General features: G+C 66.1%; 17 protein-coding genes. 16 read left to right on the forward strand and 1 reads right to left on the reverse strand.

The window, feature by feature from the left end; translation table 11 throughout:
* Nucleotides 1-28: 28 nt before the first annotated feature.
* The 8 genes from ACV7NQ_RS21215 to ACV7NQ_RS21250 all read left to right on the forward strand — a co-directional run bounded on the left by ACV7NQ_RS21215 (nt 29) and on the right by ACV7NQ_RS21250 (nt 9,843).
* Nucleotides 29-1,516, forward strand: coding sequence for a PPE domain-containing protein (locus tag ACV7NQ_RS21215; RefSeq protein ID WP_463361266.1), 1,488 nt, complete (start codon nt 29-31; stop codon nt 1,514-1,516).
* Entirely contained in the window at nt 1,513-1,863 is a 351-nt protein-coding gene (locus ACV7NQ_RS21220) for a hypothetical protein (RefSeq protein ID WP_463361267.1), read from the forward strand. The genes ACV7NQ_RS21215 and ACV7NQ_RS21220 overlap by 4 nt, the downstream gene beginning before the upstream one ends.
* A complete protein-coding gene (locus ACV7NQ_RS21225) occupies nt 1,860-2,549 on the forward strand; it encodes a hypothetical protein (RefSeq protein ID WP_463361268.1) in 690 nt (229 codons plus the stop codon). Before ACV7NQ_RS21220 ends, ACV7NQ_RS21225 begins: the two co-directional genes overlap by 4 nt.
* Before the next feature lie 34 nt (nt 2,550-2,583).
* Nucleotides 2,584-2,949, forward strand: a complete 366-nt coding sequence (locus ACV7NQ_RS21230) for a hypothetical protein (RefSeq protein WP_463361269.1) — start codon at nt 2,584-2,586, stop codon at nt 2,947-2,949.
* A 33-nt stretch (nt 2,950-2,982) separates the two neighbouring features.
* Entirely contained in the window at nt 2,983-3,297 is a 315-nt protein-coding gene (locus ACV7NQ_RS21235) for a hypothetical protein (RefSeq protein ID WP_463361270.1), read from the forward strand.
* Nucleotides 3,298-3,304: 7 nt separating this feature from the next.
* Nucleotides 3,305-5,758, forward strand: coding sequence for a hypothetical protein (locus ACV7NQ_RS21240; RefSeq protein ID WP_463361271.1), 2,454 nt, complete (start codon nt 3,305-3,307; stop codon nt 5,756-5,758).
* A 168-nt stretch (nt 5,759-5,926) separates the two neighbouring features.
* A complete protein-coding gene (locus ACV7NQ_RS21245) occupies nt 5,927-7,810 on the forward strand; it encodes a type VII secretion target (RefSeq protein ID WP_463361272.1) in 1,884 nt (627 codons plus the stop codon).
* On the forward strand, nt 7,807-9,843 hold the full coding sequence (locus ACV7NQ_RS21250; protein ID WP_463361273.1) for a hypothetical protein: 2,037 nt from the start codon (nt 7,807-7,809) through the stop codon (nt 9,841-9,843). Before ACV7NQ_RS21245 ends, ACV7NQ_RS21250 begins: the two co-directional genes overlap by 4 nt.
* Before the next feature lie 102 nt (nt 9,844-9,945).
* Here the strand turns inward: ACV7NQ_RS21250 and ACV7NQ_RS21255 are convergent, their stop codons facing one another.
* A complete protein-coding gene (locus ACV7NQ_RS21255; protein WP_463361274.1) occupies nt 9,946-10,950 on the reverse strand; it encodes a hypothetical protein in 1,005 nt (334 codons plus the stop codon).
* Nucleotides 10,951-11,150: 200 nt separating this feature from the next.
* On the opposite strand from ACV7NQ_RS21255, the gene ACV7NQ_RS21260 reads away from it, so the two are divergent.
* The 8 genes from ACV7NQ_RS21260 to ACV7NQ_RS21295 all read left to right on the forward strand — a co-directional run bounded on the left by ACV7NQ_RS21260 (nt 11,151) and on the right by ACV7NQ_RS21295 (nt 22,612).
* A complete protein-coding gene (locus tag ACV7NQ_RS21260) occupies nt 11,151-12,098 on the forward strand; it encodes a C40 family peptidase (RefSeq protein WP_463361275.1) in 948 nt (315 codons plus the stop codon).
* Between the two features lie 596 nt (nt 12,099-12,694).
* Nucleotides 12,695-14,455 carry a type VII secretion AAA-ATPase EccA gene (gene eccA, locus ACV7NQ_RS21265; RefSeq protein ID WP_463361276.1) on the forward strand — a complete coding sequence of 587 codons (1,761 nt, stop codon included), beginning with the start codon at nt 12,695-12,697 and terminating at the stop codon, nt 14,453-14,455.
* 4 nt (nt 14,456-14,459) lie between these two features.
* Entirely contained in the window at nt 14,460-16,013 is a 1,554-nt protein-coding gene (gene eccB / locus ACV7NQ_RS21270; protein WP_463361277.1) for a type VII secretion protein EccB, read from the forward strand.
* 59 nt (nt 16,014-16,072) lie between these two features.
* The gene (gene eccCa, locus ACV7NQ_RS21275) at nt 16,073-20,014 is read left to right on the forward strand and encodes a type VII secretion protein EccCa (protein ID WP_463361278.1); all 3,942 of its coding nucleotides are present in this window, start codon (nt 16,073-16,075) and stop codon (nt 20,012-20,014) included.
* Between the two features lie 123 nt (nt 20,015-20,137).
* Nucleotides 20,138-20,455, forward strand: coding sequence for a PE domain-containing protein (locus ACV7NQ_RS21280; RefSeq protein WP_463361279.1), 318 nt, complete (start codon nt 20,138-20,140; stop codon nt 20,453-20,455).
* Between the two features lie 29 nt (nt 20,456-20,484).
* Nucleotides 20,485-21,804 carry a PPE domain-containing protein gene (locus ACV7NQ_RS21285; protein ID WP_463361280.1) on the forward strand — a complete coding sequence of 440 codons (1,320 nt, stop codon included), beginning with the start codon at nt 20,485-20,487 and terminating at the stop codon, nt 21,802-21,804.
* 41 nt (nt 21,805-21,845) lie between these two features.
* Nucleotides 21,846-22,262 (forward strand): WXG100 family type VII secretion target, encoded by a 417-nt coding sequence (locus ACV7NQ_RS21290; protein WP_463361281.1) that lies wholly within the window; start codon nt 21,846-21,848, stop codon nt 22,260-22,262.
* Nucleotides 22,263-22,312: 50 nt separating this feature from the next.
* The gene (locus tag ACV7NQ_RS21295) at nt 22,313-22,612 is read left to right on the forward strand and encodes a WXG100 family type VII secretion target (RefSeq protein ID WP_463361282.1); all 300 of its coding nucleotides are present in this window, start codon (nt 22,313-22,315) and stop codon (nt 22,610-22,612) included.
* Nucleotide 22,613: the final 1 nt, after the last annotated feature.

A 22,613-nucleotide genomic window follows, 5' to 3' on the forward strand; every position in this document is an offset into this window, starting at 1 on the left:
GGGAGCCGATTGGTGAGAGGAGGCAGTTGTGGCGCTGAATGTCGATCTGGGGGAGCTCGTCGCGGCGGCGGGGGCTCTTGCTGACGTGGCGCGCGGCACCGGTGCGGCGCTGCCGAAGGGCTGGGTGGTGCCCGCGGGCGCCGATCCCATCTCCGCGGCCGCGGTGCCGCAGCTCAACGCGCACGCTGCGAAGTTGATGAACGGAACGATCGGAATACTCAACGAGATTCAGCAGACCGCGCATCACATCGGAGCGTCGGCGGTCGATTACAGTGCGGCCGATGCCGAGGGCGCACGACAGATCAACGGTTCGGGCGCCGACTTGGCCACCAATCCGGTAGGGGCGGTGGAACCGCTCGGGCTGCGGCAGTTACCCGACTTCTCGATGCCGACCCCGAGTGGATCCGTCGATCCGTTGACGTTCGCGCAGCAGTTGCATGCAGGGCCGGGTCCGGGCGCGGCTTCCGGCTTCTCGGATTCGGTCCGGAGCTTCCTCGCCAGTTCCCACCCCGCCGCCACCGCCGGCCTCGATCAGGCGGCGTCGACGATGCAGAACTGGACACCGGTCGGCAGCGCGGCAGCCACCAAGCTCACTCAGCATCGCGACTGGCTCGACCAACTCGGCACCGGACTGGGGACGCTGGCCGACGGTATCGACACCTACAGCAGCGCATTCCAGGCGGCGAAAGCCAAACACCCCACCCCACAGGAGATCATCGCCGCACGCAAGGAACTCGTCGCCGCGATGCGATCCAAGAACGAGCTGGCGATTTCCAAGGCGCTGGCCAAGTTTCAGGAGCAGAACGCGCTGTCGGCGGAGACGATCACCGACTACTCGACTACGGTCGGCTCCAAGGTCGCGACGAGCACTGCCTCTGATTCCGCTTCCGCTTCCGCCTCGGGTTCGGGCTCCGGTAGTGGCAGCGATACCAGCGCGCTGACGTCGATGCTGCCCGCCTTGATGAGTGCGATGACCTCGGGCGCAACCGGTCTGTCATCGGCGAACAGCGACTCCCAGAACACCGGCAATGGCCTCGACGGCTACGGCACCGGCGGATACGACTACGGCACCGGCGGCCTCGGATCGGTGGGCGGCGCCGGTGGGTCGGTCGGTGCCATCGCCGCGGCGCTGGAGCCGACGATCACCACCCCATCGGTCCAGGTGGGGGCGATGCCCATGGTTGCGACCGCGAGTTCGCTCGGCAGTGCACTACCTCGAGCATCGGTGATCGATCCGCTGCAGTCCTCGTCCTCGGCGGCGCGCGGCGCATCCGGAACTGGCGGGTCGCCGATGATGCCGTATATGCCGATGTCGCCGGGTGCGGGCGCTGGCGGCGCCGGTGCCGGCGGTGACCGCAGCCGGGTGGTGGCTTGGCATCCCGATCGCCTGATGTACGTCGATGACACGCCCTACACCGATGCCGTGCTCGGGGAGAGGCCGTCAATCGCCCCGACCGTGACCTCGCCGACGCCGGCCCCCAACCAAGCACCGACCCAAGCCGGAGGTTCTGCATGAGTGATATCCACCCCGACGTACAGGCGGCTCTCGACGCCGCCCGCGAGTTGCGGCACCGGATCGCCGATCTGCGCGAGAAGATCGACGGTATCCGCGCGCGCCGGCCATCGCCCAGCGGCGCGGTCGTGCCCGAGGTCGATGCGATGGGCCGGCTCACCAGTCTCTACCTTGCGCCGGGGACCGCGGTCCGGTTCGATAGCGCGGAGCTGGTCACCGAGATCATGGCGGCCATCCGGGAGAGCACCACGGATGCGGCGCGCCAGTACGAGACCATCATGGATACCGATTCCTGGCCGGATTCCACCGAGTCCGCGCCGGCCGCGTCCGGGTCCGGGCAGCCGTCATGACCGAGACCGAAGTCACCGCCGCCGCCACAGTGCGGTGGCTACATGACGAGGGGCTCGCCCGTTTGGCAGGCGTCGGCGGGCGCGTCCCCAATCCCATTGCCGCGTACACCATCGAGGTCGCGACCGGGAGTGTCGGCGCCCATCCCGCCACCGGGGTCGGTGTCGGCTCGGATGTGCTCACGCTGGCCGCCGACGATCTGCCGCATCCGTCCGGAACGCCCAAGCGGCTGGTGGTCGTCGGCGTCACTACCACCGATTCGGTACTGGTCGTCGACCTTTCGATCACCCATGCCATCGCGATCAACGCCGACCGCCCCGAAACGGCGGCCCGGGCCTGGGTGACGCAGTTGCTGCTCAACCCGGAGGTCACGCTCACCACCAACAGCGCCGATATCACGATCGCGGCCAGTCCGCGCTGCCGGCAACACTTCATCCCCGGCGGCGGTGCAACGGTCCTCAACATCGATGACGAGCGACCGCCGGTCACGACCGTCACCCTCAACCCGACCGTCGAGGGTCCCGATCACCTCGATATTGCCCCGGACGGGACGGGCGAGATGTATCTCGGCGCCCGCTTCTGGCAATTGCGCCACGTCCTGAGCATCGACGATGCCATCTGGAACGTACTTTCCGCACGGCTGCAGGAGCCGGACGAAGAGCCGTCCATCCGGAACGCAGCGGTATGACCCGATACCGGCAGACAAAACTCTCGGAGAGCCGATGACCCAGATGCACCCGACCGACTCGGACGATTTCGATGCCGACGACCTCGACGCGGCCGCGCCGAACTGGCGGCAAATGATCTACGAGGTGTTCAATCCGGACCATACCGTCGGAGTCGCGTGTGATCGCGCAGGTGAGGTCGTCGGCCTGCACATCGACGATGACGCCCGGGACAACGGTGACAGCTGGCTGGCGGCCGAGATCGTCCGGCTGGCGCGGCTCGCGCACCTGAAATCGCGGGTCGGGCTGCGGACCGAGATGGAACACAACGGCACCCGCCCCTACACCATCGATTCGTTCGACCTGCCCACCGAGACCTCATATCGAGCCACGGAGGAAGCCGAGTTCGGCAGAACTTCCTGACTCCACAACGACAGCGCCAGAACAGGACTCGATATGGAACAGCTGGATTTGGACGCACCGCCCGATGTCATCGCGGTGGCGAGTCACTTCGCCGGAGCGGCAACCACGGTCGCCTCCGGGGTCGCGCAGACAACGGTGGATCTGGTGCCGCATCATCGTGCGGAGTCGCCGCTGGATCACGCACTCGTCGCCAAGCAGCAATGGATCACGACTACCTTCGGCAATGCGGTGGCAGCCAGTGGTCGCCGCGCCGATGCGACTTTGCGCCATGCGACGGAAACCGCCAACGCGCTCGGCGCCGCGGATACGTCCGGCGGGAACCAGATCGACCGCTACGAATCGATCTGATTGCCGGATGGAACCGGAGCGCGAAAGTCCTTACTGGAAAGCCATCGTCGGTGACAACTGGCCGGCGATCCCCCCGGGGGACTGGAGCGCGCTGGAAACCCGGGCACGCGACGGGGCCGCAGCGCTCGATCTCGACAGCCTGGAAAGAGAGCGACGCAGCTTCGACAACAGCGTCCGTGCCAGCGTGAGCCTGCAGCCGGTCAAGGACGATATGCGCTCCCAGCGATGGAATCCGCGGGCCTTCGCCGACGCGCTGATCGCCGCCGCCGATACTTTCGGGGACTTCGCCGAGCTGGTGCGCCGGACCCGGAACCAGATACTCGACACCGTCGATCGGGCGACGCGGCGAATCCAGACAGCGTCCAGACCCGACGACTCGGGCGACAGTCAAGCCGATGCCGCGGCGGTCCGGCGCCGCATCGCCCTCATCATCGCCGAGGCCAAGGCGGAGGTCGAAGACGTCGTGCGGAGCGCGCTGAACTCGATCAGCCCGACGGGACTGCCTTCGCTGGCCACGATCGCCGACGTGTTGGGGCAGCCTGGACCATGGGAGGCCGGACATGCCGGTGGTCCGGCGGTGCCGAGGGGGCATGCTCATCAGCATCCGGACCCCTCCCATCCCGACGCGCCACCCGCGGGCCGGTCTGGCCCGGACTTTCCCGCGCCGCTCGATCCGGGGCTGGATCCCAACCTGCCCGTGCCGTATCCCGCTGATTCATACCCGTTGGACCAACCAACGGAGGTGACCGCAAGCGGGCCGGTGCAGGGTCCGGCGGTGACCGGTATGGGGCCGTCCACCACATCTCCCGCTTCGTCCACGAATGGCGTTACTGCCGTGAGCTATTCGCCGACGGACAGCCCGGGCGGCGGGGCCGATATGTCGGCTGCCGGCAGTTCGCCTGGCACGTTCTCGGGCACTACGGAGACCGCCGCTTCCAGAACTGACGGCTCGGTGACCGACACCGGTTCGCAGACCGCGGCTGGTGCGCCCGACGCAAACATGCTGGATACCAATGCGACCGACTCGGTCCCGGGTGCGCAGTCGGCGTTCGCGTCCCCACTGCTCGCGGGTGGCGCCGCGGCCGCGGCGGCAGGACTGCCGCCCACGGTTCTGCCCGGACCGATTGCCTCGTCGTCCGCGTCCGCCGCTGGACCGACGTCGTCCGCGGCACCTTCGTCTGCGGCATCATCTTCTGGGACACCGGCATCTCCGGCACGACCGCCCGGGCCGATGGTCGATTCGCGGGGGGCGACGGCGGACCCGCGAGGGTCGGCAACCGGGCCGAAAGTCTTCGCGGGATCGGCGAATGCACCGGGCGTCTCGGCGTCGTCGACCAAACAGCAACCGCCACAACGCGATACGCAGCCACAAGCGGGCCCGCCCGATGCGGGTGGCAGCGACGAACTGATCCGCGACGTGGTGGGGGCGGCCATGATGTCGGCGGCCGGCCCGTCGTTCGTCGTCGGTGACCGGGTCGATGGTGACCTGGTGCTGGCGCGAACGATCCTGAGCGGAATCCTGGCGGCGGTCGGCTCGTCGGCGGTGGGATTGTCGTGGGCGGTGTCGATCATGCGGCATACCGGTGGGGTCAGCGCGTTCGTGACATCGAACGAGGGGCGCGGGTGGATTCCCGCGGGTCTATTCCTGCCACGCGAGGTGTCGACACCCTGGCTCTGGTCGGAGTCCGACGGTTCCGCGTGGGAAGGCGTCTCGGATCCCGCACGGGTCCTGGCCGAGTTCGGCTCGGCGTGGGGCCGCAAATCAGGGGCCAGGTTGTCTGCCCTGGCCTCCTCGCAGTCCATTGATCCCGAAATGCGCCGACAGTTGGGGGATGCGCCGACGGCGGGCGAGGTCGCGGCCTCGCCCGCGATGGCTCTCGGATCCGCGGGACCCGGGTTGGTCGATCGGCTGGGGCTGGTGGCCGCCCCGCCATTGCTGGAGCGGGTCGCCGGATTGCCCGCCGGGTCGATCGGCCCGCGCTGTCTCGAGTTGGCGTTGGACGCGCATGTGCGCGTGGGAAAGTCGAGGGCAGGCGCGGCGGACGCCCTGGGCGCGCCGGACCTGCGCGAGCGGATACTGGTGGCGATCCGGCGCGGTGCCGCGGTGCCGCAGCAGTGGTGGGACGAGCTCCGCGATGCCGATGATCTGCTGGCGGCGTCCATGTTGGGCCTGCGGGTCGATGTCTCGCGAGTATCGTTGGGAGAGTTGCGATCCGAGCAGACCGACGGCCGGTCGGTGACGGACGCGGCCACCCTGCGGACCATGGTGTTCGAACGGCGCTGCAACGAGCTCGTGTCGATGCTCGCCGAGGAGTCGACACGGCAACGCCTGCGCGATGCCGTCTATGCTCACGGGCAGCTCGTGGAGCATCCCCGGTTCGTGGAAAACCGTTCCGCCGCAGCGGATCAGGACCCGTCGCGCCGTCGCCCGACCATCTCCACCGGTCCGACCGCGCACTGACGAGAAGAAGGGCTACACCGCTCGTAACATCTTCATCGTGGCCCCTGCAGGTCGCTCGGAGTCAGCTGATCCGGCGCCGATCGCGACCGCAAACCGGCGATCTGTGTCTCCAGTGGTGGGAAGGATCGACAATGAGTTGAGTTGGTGGCGGGAAGGATTCGATACAGCATGCCGAATAGCACGGAAATTGACCCTGCGGTGCTGCGTCAGCTGGCCTACCAACATCGGCAGGTTGCCGACGATATCCGGAAATGGGCGAAGCAACCAGCCGATTGGCTGAAGAGCTTTCCAGCGACATACGGCTCGATCGCCACACCGGTGTACGGCGCGCTGGTGGAATACTACGCGGCCCGCGAGCGCGCGGGCAATGCCCTGGCGGCCGACCACGACCAGACGGCGGACTCGCTGGATGCTTCAGCAGCTGCCTTCGAACGGGCCGACCAAGAGATGGCGTCGCAGATCAACAGGCACGGACAGGCGATCGGCGACCACGGCGCCACACCGCAGGGCGGCGGCTCCGATTCGCATACGCCTCCGCCCGGTGGGCCGTCCGGCCCCGGTGGCGGGCCCACTTCGTCCGAAACCCCGGTGGGGACGAACGGTGCGACACCGGTGGGGACAAACGGTGCGGTGCCACATGCGGGCGGGACCGGTCCGGCGATGACTCCGGGATCGACCGAACCCGCGACATCGCCCACCGGCAACGGCGTGGTGCCGCCCACGACGTCGCCAGTCGGCACCAACGGTGTGGTGCCGCCCGCTGAGGTGACCTCGGGCCCGGTCATCTCCGGCCCGGCTGTCGGAGCCGGGTACGGCGGTCCGATGCAGGATCAGACCACGCAGCCGCCCACCGGGGACGCGATGCCGATCCCGGTGCCCCCGCTGACACCATTCGCCGCGGCGGTCGCCGCCGCAAAGGACAAGGCGGCCGAACCTGCCTACGTGGTGGGTGACGAGGTGAACGACGATCTGATCCTCGCCAGGACATTGTTGAGCGGCGTGCTGGCGGCCGCGGATTCGCCGGTGGGTATGGCGTGGGCTGTAGCAGTAATGCGCAGCCCGGCTGGTATCGGTGTGTTCATCACCTCGAACGAGGGCCGCGGGTGGCTGCCAGCCGGGGTGTTCCTGCCCCGGGAGGTGTCCACACCGTGGCTGTGGGACGAGCTGCTCGGCGCCGACGGCAGCGGGTCTCCATGGGAAGGGGTATCGGATCCGGCGCGCGTGCTGGTGGAGTTCGGACTGGCTTGGGGACCGAAGGCCAATGCGCGGCTGTCGGCGCTGGTGTCGTCGGGACCGATCGATCCAGGCCTGCGGGCGCAGCTCGGCGATGTCGCGATGGCGGGGCTCGTCGGTCCGGCCTACGACCTCGATCTACGCGAGTTCGCACCGAACACGGCCGACCGGCTGGGGCTGACCGGCTCCGTCGGGGCGCTGGAACAGGTTGCGCAGGTGCCGGATTCGGCGGTGCGGGCGCAATGTCTCGAACTGGCGGCGGACGCGCATGCGCAGGTCGGTCGCTCAGTTGCGACTCCGGCCGCGGTGAGCGCCGCACGACCGGTGCGGCAACGGATCCTGGCGCTCGCGCAATCCGGGCAGCCGGTACCGCGCGAGCTGTGGAACGAGCTGCGCGACGCCGACGACCTGCTGGTCGCGCAGATGCTGTCGCGGCGGGTCGATGTCGGCAGGGTCGGGCTGGGTGAGCTGCGCGTCGATGACGAGGTATCGGATTTGCGTGCCATGGTTTTCGAACGCCGATGCAACGAATTGTTGTTGCTGCTGGCGGGCGAGCCGACCAGGCAGTCCCTACGCGACGCCGTCTACGCGCACGAGCAGATCGTGGCACATCCTCTGTTCGTGGCGACTCCGGCTGCTGTGTCCACCTCCGACACCGACCGCGCCGTGCGTCCGGCGGTCACTCCTAGCACGGCCACGGCCCCAGCGGTCACCGCTGGCCCTCCGAATGCTGCCGTGGTCGCACCGCCCGAAGACGTTGCGCCCAGGGTTGCCCCGGACCGGCGTAACAAATTAATCGGTGAAGGACGAGCCGAATGAGCGGTGAATCATCCCCGGGGGAGTCGGCGAACGGCAAGGACTCGATGGGGTTCGGTCAGTACCTGGCCCCCGGGGAGTCGCTGCAGAACGGCGACCAGAAGCTGACGTACTACCCTAATGGACAGATGGTCTTGTCCGGCAAGGACGGTAGCGTCGAAAAGACGTGGGACCCGAAGCTCGAGAAGGGTGTCGACCCCAAAGAGCTCGCCAGCGCCAAGGTGTACACATCGTCCGACGGTTCACTGTATCTTTTGGGCAAAGACGGAAAACGGCTCGGAACCGTCAACGATCCCGCCGCGGCTGCGTGTTTTGCCGATACGGCAGTGAAGTTGGGCGGTGACGGAACTGTCACCGCGATAAGTGGCGGTAAGCCGGTTGGCAAGAAGATATTTGATCCCGAAGACAAAAGTAATATCGAGTTTCCGCTGAAACACCCGAGGGGTGAAACCGGTACCTTGAAGGCGGTAATCGACGCGGGTGAGCAGGGAATAGATGCACTCGTCGACCCGATGCGTGCTGGGCATCCGGAAAAAAGTCCAGATGTCGTCAAGAAGCTGGTGGAGGCGGGGCTCGTCGATTCCAAGAATCACTCGGCGTTGACCAATAGTTACTCGGACCATCTAACCGCCATCAATGCGGTCAAATCCGAACTGGGCAAGCATGACCAGAATGTGACCTCGGACATCGGCAAGGTTCCCGACTTCGTTACCGAGGCTCTCGGTAAAATAAAAGGAATGGTCGATGGTCTCAATGAGAAAATAATGGCTGCCTCCGTCAATATTCATATAGCAGGCGCTTATGGGCCGTACACGGACACATACACGGCCGATAACAAGATCCCGCATAGTGTCGAGGAAAAGCTCATAGCATCCGTCGCCGGCGTAATAAACGACGTGCAGACCAAGGTTGACGACGTCAATGATCAGATGCACAAACTTAAGGCTGCGATCGACAAGTCTTCACCCGATTACCGGCAAGGTTACAAGGATGGTCAGGCGAAGGCCGGTAATCAGGCGACGGATGGTAAAAATTCTGGCGGCACCAACTCTAACGGCACCAACTCTAACGGCGGCGGCACCACGTCCGCGACGCCCACCGACTGGAGCAGCACCTTCAAAGACCTGCTGAACCCCGCCGCCAGCAGTACCAGCAGTACGGATACGACCAGCAGCACGGGTGCCTCGAATTCCGCGATGTTGTCCGCAATCAATTCCGCGATCGACAAGATCAACAGCGGGACAAATCCGTCCGCCAGCGGGTCGAACAACGGTGCCCCCACCAGCAACGGCACCACCGCTAGTTCGAGCGGCGATTCGACGGCGCAAATGATGCAAACGATGCAACTGGCGCAACTGATGCAGAGCCTGAACCAGAACAAGCAACAGAACAACAATAGCGGCATCAGTAACGATCCCTACTACCAGAGCGGGCAAGATCCGCGTGCGACGCAGGCGGTTCAGGCCGCGGCCACCGCGCCGTCCACGGTGACCGATACGGCATCGGGCGTAGTGTCCGCCACGGCGGACACGCCGCCGTCTCTCACCGGATCCAAGTCGATGGTGGATATGAAGGTGAAATTGCCCGACGGTTCGACGCAGACGCAGAAGGTGTCGTCGTCGGTGGCGCAGGCGGTGAACACGGAATTGAACAATCCGAACGGCAGCAATGCGCGGGCCGCATATGCGGGGACGGCCGGGCAGGAGTCATCATGGACGACGGCCGACAGTGGGAACCTGCATACCGGTGATGTCGTGCAGTGGGCGAATCGCACCGCAGTGGTGGTCGTGGACAGTGCGGATGGGCGACGATATTTCATCATCGATGGGCATCTCGTCCCGCAGTTCGACCCCAACAATCCGCCGGACGGTCGCACGGGTGGTTACGGTGACTTCCAAGGCTACCGCCATCCCGGCGGCACCAATACCGACAACTCCGCCCAGCTGGTGGCCAATCCGCCCGCGCCGAGTGCGGTGACGGCGGCGCCTGCCGCACCGACGGCACCGCCAGCGGTGACCGCACCCGCCACGATCTGAATCGAACCCCGCCACGGTTCGAGTCGAACCGGGCGGTCGATGATACTCGGCAACGGCCCGAACCGACAGGGGTAAAGGCTCGGTTGCGCCGCCCGGGCTCGATTAAGCCTGAGCCACAGCTGGATCCGGCATGATCGCCTCGTCCGACTGCTCCTCGGTTTCGGCGACATCGCTGGCCTGAGTCGAGTTGACCTGCGTCGCCGGGCGCCGGGTCGTCCGGCGAAGGGCGGCTGGCACTACGGGTGAATTCGACGCCGGAGCAGTGGTTGTGGGGGCGGCCGGTGCCGCCGGTGTAGCAGCCAGCTGTCCGACGCCGCCGGGCGCCGTCGTGATCGGCGGGGCCGCGGTGTCTGGCGCCGGTGCGGCACCCGCCGGTGCGGCACCCGCCGGCGCGCCGGGCTGCTGGCCATTCTGGTTCTGCTGCGCGTCGGGGTTCTTCTCGGGTTTCTTCAGCAAGTCCTGCACGATCGGCGCGGCCACCATCGCCACCATCGGGACCATCGAGGCGAGCCCCTGCACCAGCGACGACAATCCGCTACTGCCGGAACCGCTGCTCCCGGAGCTGCCGCTGCTGGAAGCCGAGCTGCTGGCGGAACTGCCCGCCATATTCGCGTTCGACGTGGCAACAGCAGTGACCATGGCGTAGACGTCCCCTACCGCGGTGGCAATATTCTTCATGAGTGCCACCTCGGTAGGGGATGTCAGCTTGCCTGATCCGACGGCTGCGAGTTGGCTATTCAGGCCTGTGACTATGTTCTCGATGGCAGTCAGGGTTTGATCGTTGCTGGCCGAGATCACGATGGCGGTCTGGATCACCTGATTGTCCATGGTCAGGAGCGCGGTTTGCTTGGAAGCGACCGTGGCCAGGGCCTGCTTGTACTGGTCGGCGGTCAGCCCGCTGCCGAGGCTCTCGTATACCACCGGCTGCAAGAGGTCGTCCACATTCGGTGGCGGGTCGGTGAGGCCTCTGCCCAACATGTCGACCGCGGTTTGGATTTCCGCTTCGGCCATCGAGATGTAGGCCTTCAGGCCCGTTGATGCTCCCGTGGGACGTGGCTTCAGCTCCACGAGAAAGTAATGACCGGTGGAGCCCACCTCAGCTGCCATATCGTGGACACCGCCTCCGTCGAAGTTCTCACTATTGTCTTGGCTTCCCGCCCTTGGGAATGCAATTCGCCCGGACACGGTGCGGTTGCCGCATAGTCGAATGTGTCCCAGGACTGGGAAGCAATGGGATACGAGTGTCGGCACAATGGATGCGCTGGGTCTGGAAGGCGGTCGGTTATGAGCGATGGCGAGTCGGTCCGATGCCACCCACACTGACTGACGACCTGCACGGAGTTCTGCAATCGCTGCTCGGGCTCTACGGCGAAGGACAACCCGATCCGGGTGAGTCGATGACCGTCGTCCAGGCCGTCGCGCACCAACTCCAGGCGCACACCGCAGCCGCGGCGGCCAGTTACACCGATGCGCACGGCCTGCAGCTGGCGATGACCGAATCGCATGCGGGGCGCGACAGCGTCATGCGCAAGGCCGTCGCCGAGTCGGGTGACGGAACAGTCGCCGGACGAAACCGGCTGGCCGATCAGATCGCCGACTTCGGATCACGGGCGCAGGCGATAGCGGCGGTCGGCGATACCCGGTTCAGCGGACCGGCATTACTCGATGCCGCACGGGTCACCATCACGAACGCCACGCGGCAGGTCGATGCCGATGTCGCGGCGGCGCAGCAGCGGGCCGCGCAGATCGTGCCGGCCGCTACTGCGGCGACGACCCGCCGCAAGACCACCACATCGAGTCGTCGCAGGCGGTCTCGCTCGCGGTCCGTCGCCCGGTTATCGCGTCGCACTACGCCTCGGGTGCCATCGGACGGGACCGCAGGCGGCAAGGCCGTCGGCGCGGCCAGCGCTTGGCTCGGCACGCCGTACATCTGGGGTGGCGGCGGAGCGGGCGGGCCCAGCGGCGGCGGCTTCGACTGCTCCGGGCTGACCCAATACGCGATCGCGCAGGCCAGCGGCGGCGAGGTGGTGCTGCCTCGGACCACCTACGAACAGATCTACAGCGGGGTCCGGGTGTCCCCGCACGATGTACGGCCGGGCGACCTGGTCTTTCCCGCCAGTTCGTTCAGTGCCCGGGGCCCGGAGCATGTCCAGCTCGCCGCGGGCAACGGCATGGTGATCGAGGCACCGTACTCCGGGTCGACCGTCAAGTGGTCGCGCATGTCCGATAACGCCGTCGTCGTGCGGGTGTTGTGATAGCCGCCGATATGCCCGATGACATCGCACGTGAGTGCCGTGCCGCCCAGGGCTTTCCGGCTGCCGGAAGGTCATTCGGCCGACAGGCGTAAGCCGGGAGCGACACCGTGGTCGAAGCCCGCCGCGGCGCCCGCCATCGGGTCGCGGCCGGTGCATCGGTAGTCGTCGACATAGATAGATCAGCACAGCGATCGATCAGCACATCGCCATATCGCGGAATTTCTCGGCCGGCATGCCGGCCGATAGGACGGTGCGGCGACCGGTGGGTGTGGGGTGCCAACCGGCCGCCGCACGGGGCGGATCGTCGGAATGTGAGCAGCGACGACCCGCCCCATACCGCGCGGCGGCCGACCGCCGGGGGCACGGCCGCCGACCGCCGCTGGCGGGGCCGGGTCTGCGGGATGAGGGACCGCCGACCCGAAGTAAACATACCGCTAAATGACGGCACAATCAACAGTGTACCTTTATTTGACGTGATGTTAACCGGATGAGGGCCGTCGCGGCGTCCATTCCCAAGGTTGGGAATAGCGCAGGGTCGGAACAAGACCCGAAATGGCTATCTTCGGTCATCGGGATCGTCGGAAGGGAAGTCCGAGTTGTCTGCGGCCGAGGACGCGTTCTACACAGGTGTTCAAAGTCTGGCGCTGGTCGCCGGGGGTGTGCGTAACCAAGATCATGCCGCAGCGGCATTTCGGGCAGCCACCGACTTGGATCCGGATATGTGCGATGCCTGGCTGGGCCGGGCCATGGCAGGCGAGGTCACCGCCGAAGTGATCTACGGGGCCTATCGGTCCGTGCACAACCTCTATCGGGATCAGCAGCGGGCCGGGCTGGTCGATCGGGCGCTGTGGTGTCAGGTCGAAATCGGCATCTACGGGCTGCGCGTCGCCATGGCGGACCGGGATCAGATCGCCATCGCCCAGGCGTGCTCCTACGCCGAGGGTGATGAATGGCAGGAAGCGGCGGCCATTCTCGATGAAGTGCCGCGCGATGATGTCGCCGACTTCGTCCGGATGTCGCTGTTCTTCCGGACCAGGCAGTGGCTCGATGTGCTCGCCGCCCGCAACGCCAAGCCCAACCTCGAGGACGGACTGCTAGATATCGCGGCCGAACTGATGACGGCGAAGTCGCTGGCACACCTCGGCCGATTCGGTGAGGCATTGCCGCGCGCACAGCGCATCGTCGAGGACAGCCAGTCCGGCAATCTGTCCTATATCTGGGCGGACGCGCATTTCCTGCTCGGCATGTTGCTGCGGCAGGACGGGGATCACGATGCCGCCGACAAGATCCTCAAGGGGCTGCAGGGATCCGCGCTGTGGGCCGATCGCCCGGACTGGCAGCGCGCGGTACGGGACAAGACCTATCGGCTCGAGGTCACCACCGCGGCGGTCATTGCGTCGCGAACCAACCAGTGGGATCCGAAGTCCGGTGACGATCCGGCCGAGGTCGCAGCCACCGCCGCGCGCGCGGAACGGGAAACGCTGCTGGCCGAGGCATCCGATCTGCTGCGAACGCAGATCGGCATGGACTCGGTCAAGGAGCAGGTCGATCGGCTCAAGTCGGGTGTGCTGATGGACCAGGTGCGGGCCAAGCGCGGGCTCGCCGTGGATTCCCGCTCGCAGCACCTGATCTTCTCCGGCCCGCCCGGCACCGGCAAGACCACCATCGCCCGGGTGATCGCCAAGATCTTCGCGGGTCTCGGCGTCGTCGAAAACGCCGAGGTGATCGAGGTGTCCCGTAACGACATGGTCGGCACGCATCTGGGCCATACGGCGCCGAAGACGAATGCCTTGATCGACTCGGCGCTGGGCGGGGTGCTGTTCATCGATGAGGCGTACACGCTGATCCAAGAGGGCCTGTCCGGTGGTGACGCGTTCGGCAAGGAAGCCGTCGACACCCTGCTGGCGCGCATGGAGAACGACCGCGACAAGCTGGTCGTGATCATCGCCGGATACGAGGATCAGATCGACCGATTCTTGACCTCCAATGACGGCCTCTCCTCCCGCTTCACCAAACGGATCCGGTTCTCCAGCTACGATGCGCCCGAACTGGTGCAGATCGCCGATCACATTGCGCGCAACAAGGATTCGATCCTGTCCGAACAGGCCCGAGAGGTGCTGCGCGAGCGCTGCGAACAGCTCTCGGAGCAGACCAGGAACGGGCGCAGGCTGATCGATCTGGTCGGCAATGGGCGTTTCGTGCGCAATGTGGTCGAGGCAGCCGAGGCCGAGCGAGACTACCGCTTCACCAGAGACAACGTGGACGTGGTGTCGATGAGCAACGAGGAATTGATGACCATCGACGCGTTCGACATCGCCGCCGCTTTGGCGGGCCTAGCGCCGGCAACGACAGGCTGACCTGGTGGCGCGCTTCCGGGTGGTGACCAAGCACCAGATCTCGGGCTGGCGTTTTCTGCTGCGCCGCATCGAGCATGCGCTGGTCCGCCGGGACGCTTCGATGATCGATGATCCGCAGCGCGGTCGGTCCACCGCGTTGACGATCGGGATCGCGCTCACCTGTGTGCTGATCGCCGGTGCCGCCGTGCTGGCCTTCTTCAAACCCGCCAAGACGGTGGGGGATTCGAAGATCATCGCGGAGAAGGACACGGACGCGTTGTTCGTCCGGGTCGGCGCCAGGATGTATCCGGCGCTGAATCTGACCTCGGCGCGGCTGATCATCGGTTCGCCCGACAATCCGGTGCAGGTCTCGCGCGAGGAACTGGCGAAGTATCCGCGCGGGCCGTGGGTCGGCATTCCGGGCGCGCCGGGCACGATCGCCGATAACGGCGACCCGAACTCGTCGTGGACGGTCTGCGATACCGCGAAGATCGGCGCGGCCGCCCCGGTCAATCCGGCGACCGGGCTACCGACGGTTGCCCTGTCCCCGGTGCGTACCACCGCGATCAGCGGTCCGCTCACCGTCGATGGTGATGCGATCCGCGGACTCGGTGATACCGAGGCCCGGCTGCTGCGCGATGACACCACCACCTGGCTGGTATACGCCGACGAACAGAAGGAAATCGTCCGCGCGGCAATAGATCTGCGCGATTCGGCGGTGATCCTGGCGCTGGGCATCGATCCGACGACGACGGTGGTGTCCGCCTCCAAGGGATTCATCGGCGCCATCCCGGAAGCACCGCCATTGCGGGTGCCCACGGTGCCCGGCTCGGGAGACACCGTGACGTTGTCGTCGGGACTGAGCGTGCCGGTCGGCTCGGTGCTGACGGTATCCATGCCGGATCGTGGCGCGTCCTACTACCTGGTGTCGCAATCCGGTGTGGTGCAGGTCAATTCGGTGCTGGCGGCGATGATCCGCAATGCCGACTCGCACGGCTCGGTCGGCACCAGGACGGTCGGGCCGGATGTGATCGCGGCGAATCTGCGACCCGGTGCGTGGCCGGGTACGGCGAGCTACCCGAACCGTCCGGTCCACGTCGTGGATCCGGGGCGGCTCGGGGTGACGTGCTTTCACTGGTCGCGTTCGGGCACCGATCCGAATGCCGCCATCGAATTATTGGTGGGACGGCAGCTGCCGTTGACGACAGACGAGCAGTACCGCGCCGTCGATCTGGTGACCGCGACCGGATCCCGCGGTACCACCGCTGACGCCGCTTATCTGCCGCGAACCACGGGCCGTTTCGTGCAGGTGACCGGGGTGGACCGGGGATCGCCCCGGCGGGAGTCGCTGTTCTGGATCTCCGACAGTGGCGTCCGTTACGGTGTCGACGCCGGCCCAGGCGGTACCTCCGATCAGACGCTGAAAGCGTTGGCGCTGCGGGCCCCGGTCCCTGCGCCCTGGAGCATCGTGTCGCTGTTCGCGGTCGGTCCCACCCTGTCGCAGCAGGACGCCCAGATTCAGCACGACGGCATCCCCACGGACAAGGCCGCGATCGGGCTCGCAGGCGGAACATCGTGACGAGCACGCGTCGATTCGTGCGGCCCGCTCGGATGGTGCGCGGACCTAAAGCGCCGGCGGTGACCGAGTTGCGGCTGCAGCCGCCGACCGAACTGCCCAAGCCGGTGCCGCCGTCCCGGCTCAAAATGATCATGCCGGTGGTCATGATGTCGGCCATGGTCGGGATGATGGTGATGATGTTCCGCGGCGGCGGGCAGATGTCGCCGATGATGATGATGTTCCCGGTCATGATGCTGGTCTCGATGGGCGGCATGATGGGCGGTGCGCTCGGGGGCGGTGGCGCCGGCGCCGCGAGTCTCAACGAAGAACGCAAAGATTATCTGCGCAGCATCACCGATAACCGCAAGACCGTGCATGTGGCGGAAGCCGAATTGCATACGTTCCTGCGCTACACCCATCCGGGACCGGCCGAGGTCGCCGCGCTGATCGGCGGTAAGCGCATGTGGGAGGTGCAGGTTGCCAGCCCGCAGTTCCTGCGCGTGCGGGTGGGCCGGGGCCGGATCGCCAACCAGGTGCGTGTCATCGTGCCGGAGGCCGCGCCGACCTCCGACCTGGACCCGGTCGGCGTTGTCGAGGTGACCAGGTTCGCGAAGGCATACTCCACCGTCGGCGGCATGCCCGTCGCGATCAATTTGCTGTCGGCTCCGCAAATCGGCATCGACGGCGACCCGGCCACGGTGGCGGGGCTGGTGCGGGCGATGATCGCCGAGGTCGTGGTGCTGCACGGTCCAGACCAGGTCGCGGTCGCGGCGGTGCTTTCTGATCCAGATACGCCGGCGTGGTCCTGGCTGAAATGGTTGCCGCACACCCAGCATCCCCGCGAAACCGACGCGATCGGGTCGAGCCGGATGGTGTATCGCAGCGTCGCCGAATTGCGGGCGAAGGTGCTGGCCGGGCTCAACCGCGGTCCGTTCTCGGCGAATTCCGAACCGACACTGGACCGCAAGCACTATCTGCTGATCGTGGATGTCGGCGGGTCGGCCACCGACCGCGATATCTCGGGTATCGACGGCTGTACCTGGCTGCGGCTCGGTAGGACGGAGCAGACCCTGCCCCGGGCACTGAAATTGACGACGAACGCCGATCGGTCATTGCACGAGGTGACCCCGCGCGGGCTGCGGCGGATCGGGGTCGCCGACGCGATGTCGGTCACCACGGCTACGGCGTTGGCCCGCAACATCTCCCCGTATCGGCTGTCGACGGTGGTCGAGGCGGTGGTCGCCGACCAGGCCAGCGGCGGCACCTCGTGGGAGGAGATGGTCGGCATCGTGGATCCGGGCGCGATCCGGGTCGAGCGGCAGTGGCCGCGGCGCCGCGATGGTGACCGGTCCCGGCTGAACATCCCGTTCGGGCACGATCAGGTCGGGGGCACGGTCTTCCTCGATATCAAGGAATCGGCCGAGGAGGGCATGGGCCCGCACGGCATGTGCATCGGCGCCACCGGCTCGGGAAAGTCCGAATTCCTTCGGACCCTTGTACTTTCGGCGGTGGCGACCCATCCGCCGGATGCGCTGAACCTGCTGCTGGTCGACTTCAAGGGCGGTGCGACCTTCCTCGGCTTCGACCGGCTGTCCCATGTGACGGCCGTGGTCACCAATATGGAGGAAGAAGCCGATCTCGTCACCCGTATGGAAGACGTGATCAACGGCGAAATGAGCAGGCGGCAACGAATTCTGCGCGATGCGGGCAACTTCGCCAGCGTCGCCGACTACGAGCGGGCCCGCGAGCAGGGCGCCCAGCTCGCGCCGCTGCCCACGCTGCTGGTCATCCTCGACGAGTTCGCCGAACTGCTCGAGCACCACCCGAGCTTCTCGAAGCTGTTCGTCGCGATCGGCCGGTTGGGCCGCTCGCTGCGTATCCATCTGCTGCTCGCCTCGCAGAAGGTGCCCGCTAACCGGATGGGTGAGCTGGAGGCGCACCTGTCGTACCGAATCGCGTTGCGCACCAACCAGACCAGCGACTCCCGCGACGCGATCGGCACGGCCGATGCCTATCACCTGCCGAAGAAGCCGGGTGCTGGCTATCTACGCGTCGGTTCGGGCGATCTGCAGCGGTTCCAGGCCGCTTATGTCGGTTCGCCGTACACCGCGCCCGTGCAGACCTCGACGGCGGGCGCGCAACGAGCTCGCAGGCCCGGCGGCGGCTATCGGCCGCCCCAGCAATTCACCACGACGCACATCGTGGATGTGCGGCCCGCGCCCGTCGAGCCCGAATTCGTTGTGCCGCAGCCGGAAACGCCCGACAGCGAGCCGTTGACCGTGATGGAGACGGCGCTGCAGCAACTGGCCGGATACGGCACGCCCGCCCATAAGATGTGGCTGCCGCCGTTGACCACGCCTGCCACCCTGGACAAGCTGCTGCCCGCCGTGACGCCCGGGACGCTGCAAGTGCCGCTGGCGATCGTGGACAAGCCGCGCCAGCAACGCCAGGACGTGTGGTCGGTCGATCTGTCCGCCGCGGGCGGTCACGTGGCCGTCGTGGGCGGTCCGCAGTCGGGCAAGTCCACCGCACTGCAGACGTTGGTGATGTCCGCCGCGCTGACCCACACCCCGGAGCAGGTGCAGTTCTACTGCCTCGACTTCTCCGGCGGTCTGTCCGGTCTGCGCAACGTGCCGCACGTCGGCTCGGTCGCGTCGTCGCGCGACGGCGATCGGATCCGGCGGACCTTCGCACTCGTCACCAACCTCATCGCGAGCCGGCAGGCGTTGTTCGCCGAACTCGGTATCGACAGCATGCGTGAGTTCCGGCGTCGGCGCACCGTAGCGCGGGAGGCGGCGGAGCTCACCGCGCGTGGGGACGAGCACGGCGATGTCTTCGTCGTCGTCGACGGCTGGGATATCGGATTCGCCGTCACCGGACCATATTTCGACGAATATCTGCCGGTGATGGAGTCGATCGCGCTGCAGGGCCTCAACTACGGCATCCACCTGGTGATCAGCAGTTCGCGGTGGGCGGCGATCCGCCCGGCCATCAAGGACCTGCTGCAGACCCGGCTGGAGATGCGGCTCGGTGATCTCACCGATACCGTGTTCATGGGACAGCGCAATGTGGTCTCGGCGATTCCACCGGATCGCCCCGGTCGCTGTATTTCGAATGACGCGCTGCACATGCTGACCGCGTTGCCGCGGATCGACGGGGTGGCGGAGGCCGAGTCGACGGGGGGCATGACGGCCGCGATCGATCAGCTGCACCGGACTTACCAGGGCCGCCGGGCGCCCGAGGTCAAGCTGTTGCCCGCCCAGATCACCTTGGACGAGATTCGTGCGGGCCGACCGGAACCGGCGACTCCGGCGCAGCGACTTGTGGTGCCGTTCGGCGTCCGCGAATCCGATCTGCATCCCGCCGCGGTCGATTTCGGGGTATCGACGCATCTCATAGTGGTGGGATCATCGGGGTCGGGTAAGTCGACGGTGCTCGCGTCGCTACTGGAGTCGATCCGCAGGCAGTTCACCAGGGATCAGGCCCGGGTGCTGCTGATCGACTACCGCCGCCAGCATATGGACGCCGTACCGGAGGAGCAACTGGTCGGGTACCTGACCAGCGAGCGCGACCTGCTCGATGGGCTGCCGCCGTTCGCCGAGAAGATGCGTAGCCGCCGCGCGCCGGACGGCGTCACCTCACAGCAGCTCAAGGAGCGCTCGTGGTGGACGGGCCCGGAGATTTTCGTGGTGATCGATGACTATCACATGGTCGCCCAGCGCGGTCTGCGCAATCCGCTGGAGCCGCTCAAGGACATCATCATCGACGGCAGGGATACCGGTCTGCACGTCATCGTGGCACGCAATATCGCACAGGCCGACACGGCGATGTACGACAACGTGCTCGGGCAGATCAAGAACCTCAACTCGTCGGGGCTCATCATGGACGGCTCGAAACTGGACGGCATTCTCATCGGCGATGTGAAGCCGATGAAGCAGCCGGTGGGCCGGGGCATCTTCGTCGAGCCGTTGCACTCTCGGAAGGATCTTGTTCAGGCTGCCTGGGCGCCGCCGCAGGATTGAGACGACCGACACGTTTAGATGCTGGTCCGCGGTCTGTCGACTGCATTCCCATTGTTGGGAATGGCTTAGCGTTCCTTCTGTAACCACTCAGTATGAGTCGGCGCCAGTTGTTAGGAGACGTCCATGTCCTTCGATATTGTTCCGGAGCTTCTCCCCGTTATCAGCGCGCAACTCGGCATGACCAACGCTGACACGATGCAGGTGCTGACCGCAGCGGCCGCTGCTTGCGTCGCGCTGCCACCGGCAATCGACGATGTGAGTGCGCTGTATCCAGTGGCGACGTTTTCATACGGCGAACGGTTCTTCGGTTGCACGACACCGGGGATGGGGTATCACGCGGACGCGGCGGCGGTGCTGCCGGAAGTGGCTGCGGCCTATTCGGGCAGCGATATGATCGGCGGCGCGAATGTTCTCACCTCGGGTTCGGCCTTTGTGGAATAGCAGATATAATTCGAGCGAAGGCTGATGTCATGCTGCTGTCGCTACCGTTCGCATTCGGCGCGTTACCACCCGAAGTGAATGTCTTCCAGCTGACCACCGGCCCGGGCGAAGCTCCGACGATCGCCGCCGCAACCGCGTATGCGACCGTGGCTGCCGCGCTGGCGGCCGCGGCCAGTGCTACCGATGGCTCAATGACTCAGATGGGCGGGACATATACCGGGCCGTCGTCGGACAAGGCGCAGGCGGCATTCCGCAATCACGCGGCCTGGTTGCGGGAGCAGTCCGCTGTCGCCGAGCAGGCCTCGACTGTATTGACTAAGGCGGCGGCGGAGTATTCCGCGGCGCGGTCGGCCATGTTGGTCGTGGCGACGGCGCTCGCCGAAAACCGGGCGGAACTCGCCAGCCTGATCCTGGCCAGCCCGACGAGTCCGCTTACTGCGCCCTTGATCGCGCTGAACGAAGCCATCTACTTCGGCGTGATCTGGCCGGCGGCCGCCGGCGTCATGTACGGATATGCGGCCGGGGCGCTAGGGACACTCGCGACGTTCCCGCCGCCGATGGTGGCCCCGCCCATCGTTACCGGCGGTGGTGCGGACGCGCCGCCGATATCCGTGACGTACAACCCGCCGGGGCCGCAAGGCTACACCACGTCGAATGTGGGGCATCCCGCAACCACGACGACCAATACCGGCAATGTCAATCAGCCGGGTTCGGACCCCACCAATACCCCCACCGATACCGGCAATTCGCCGACAGATCCCACACAGACGGCGACAGATCCCACCCAGTCGCCCTCGAATGTGGATCAGGCCATGCCGTCCCCGACTGATTCGGCGACGAATCCGAATATGGACGGCACCGGCGAGTCATCGCTGGACCAGCAGGGTTTCTACGGAACCTCACCGAATTCGACGACATTGGCGGGACTGAACGGTGGCACGGGCAGTCTTGTCGCACTCGGCATGGTCCGCGGCGGGCTCGGTTCGATGCCGGGCGCGTCGACCGGATTCCGGATGCCATCCAACTGGCTGCGCGGCCCGGGCACGGCGTTCGGACCCGCGTCGAATCCGGTGACCACCGGACCAGCGGCCCGCGGCGGCCCGCCACGCGGTGCGACCGCGGCCAAGGCTCGAATGCGGCGTCGCCGCGACGAGGAACGCAAGCCGGGCAAGGTTTTCGTGCCGGGCGAGGAGTTCGAAGTCCCGGTATTGGAAAAGCCTCCGGTGATCGGTGTTATCGAATACACCGATCGTCCGGATGAGTCGGTCGCCGATCAGGAAGTGCTGGTCGGTGTCATCGAGCGCGCCGACGACGACGCGGAATCGAGTACCCCAGTTCTTCCGCGGTGAAAGCGCCGAGGTCGAAATCCAGTTGATGGAGAGGAACAACAATGGCTACTTTTACTAATGTCGACCCGGACAAGTTGAGGACGGGAGCCGCCAACTCGGCGGCTTGCCTCAATGAACTCGAGGGCCACCTGAACGGCCTCTCGGGTTCCCAACATGAGCTGGCCGTGGCCATCAAAGGCGCTGCTGGCGCTGCGGTCCAGCGATCGCTGACCGAGGCATACAACGCGGGCAAATCACTGGGCGGAACCCTGCAGGAGATCATCGACGCATTGACCGATACCGGTGTCAAGATCGATGCCCATGACTTGGACGCGGCAGCGCAGCTAGACAGAGGCTTCAGCGCCGTAGACGCGAACGGTGGCGAACAATACGTCGGGCAGGGTGGCGACCACACCTTCCTGGGCATGCAGGGGCCAGCGGCTTACAACGCCGGAAAGGTCGACGTCTCATTCCCCTGACGGGTTCGAGCTGGTACTGAAAGCAAACCAAGGCAAGAAAGGCTATTACGATGTCCCAGCCCATTCACTTCAATTACACCTCCATCCGTGCGGCGACCGATGGGATCGGATCCCTCGTCGGCGCGATGGAGACCAACACCGACAACCTGCGTGCGCTCTACAACCTGCTCATGCAGGAATTCCAGGGCTCGAGTGCGAAGGGCTACCAGGGGATCATGGATATCTTCAACAACAAGCTGACCGCCTACGACGGTAAGGTCAAGGCTCTGAACAACGCCGTGCAGGCGGCTGGCGATGCAATGGACGGTGTCGATAAGCACCAGGCCAGCAGGTTCCCGTCCAAGGTGTAGC

This window comes from Nocardia sp. Tas62D01 (genome assembly GCF_055232035.1).

Bases quoted from the DNA above. Each gene is read 5' to 3' on its own strand.
- ACV7NQ_RS21220 (WP_463361267.1), top strand. From the start codon at position 1,513: ATGAGTGATATCCACCCCGACGTACAGGCGGCTCTCGACGCCGCCCGC.
- ACV7NQ_RS21225 (WP_463361268.1), top strand. From the start codon at position 1,860: ATGACCGAGACCGAAGTCACCGCCGCCGCCACAGTGCGGTGGCTACAT.
- ACV7NQ_RS21230 (WP_463361269.1), top strand. From the start codon at position 2,584: ATGACCCAGATGCACCCGACCGACTCGGACGATTTCGATGCCGACGAC.
- ACV7NQ_RS21235 (WP_463361270.1), top strand. From the start codon at position 2,983: ATGGAACAGCTGGATTTGGACGCACCGCCCGATGTCATCGCGGTGGCG.
- ACV7NQ_RS21240 (WP_463361271.1), top strand. From the start codon at position 3,305: ATGGAACCGGAGCGCGAAAGTCCTTACTGGAAAGCCATCGTCGGTGAC.
- ACV7NQ_RS21245 (WP_463361272.1), top strand. From the start codon at position 5,927: ATGCCGAATAGCACGGAAATTGACCCTGCGGTGCTGCGTCAGCTGGCC.
- ACV7NQ_RS21250 (WP_463361273.1), top strand. From the start codon at position 7,807: ATGAGCGGTGAATCATCCCCGGGGGAGTCGGCGAACGGCAAGGACTCG.
- ACV7NQ_RS21255 (WP_463361274.1), bottom strand. From the start codon at position 10,950: ATGGCAGCTGAGGTGGGCTCCACCGGTCATTACTTTCTCGTGGAGCTG.
- ACV7NQ_RS21260 (WP_463361275.1), top strand. From the start codon at position 11,151: ATGCCACCCACACTGACTGACGACCTGCACGGAGTTCTGCAATCGCTG.
- ACV7NQ_RS21280 (WP_463361279.1), top strand. From the start codon at position 20,138: ATGTCCTTCGATATTGTTCCGGAGCTTCTCCCCGTTATCAGCGCGCAA.
- ACV7NQ_RS21285 (WP_463361280.1), top strand. From the start codon at position 20,485: ATGCTGCTGTCGCTACCGTTCGCATTCGGCGCGTTACCACCCGAAGTG.
- ACV7NQ_RS21290 (WP_463361281.1), top strand. From the start codon at position 21,846: ATGGCTACTTTTACTAATGTCGACCCGGACAAGTTGAGGACGGGAGCC.
- ACV7NQ_RS21295 (WP_463361282.1), top strand. From the start codon at position 22,313: ATGTCCCAGCCCATTCACTTCAATTACACCTCCATCCGTGCGGCGACC.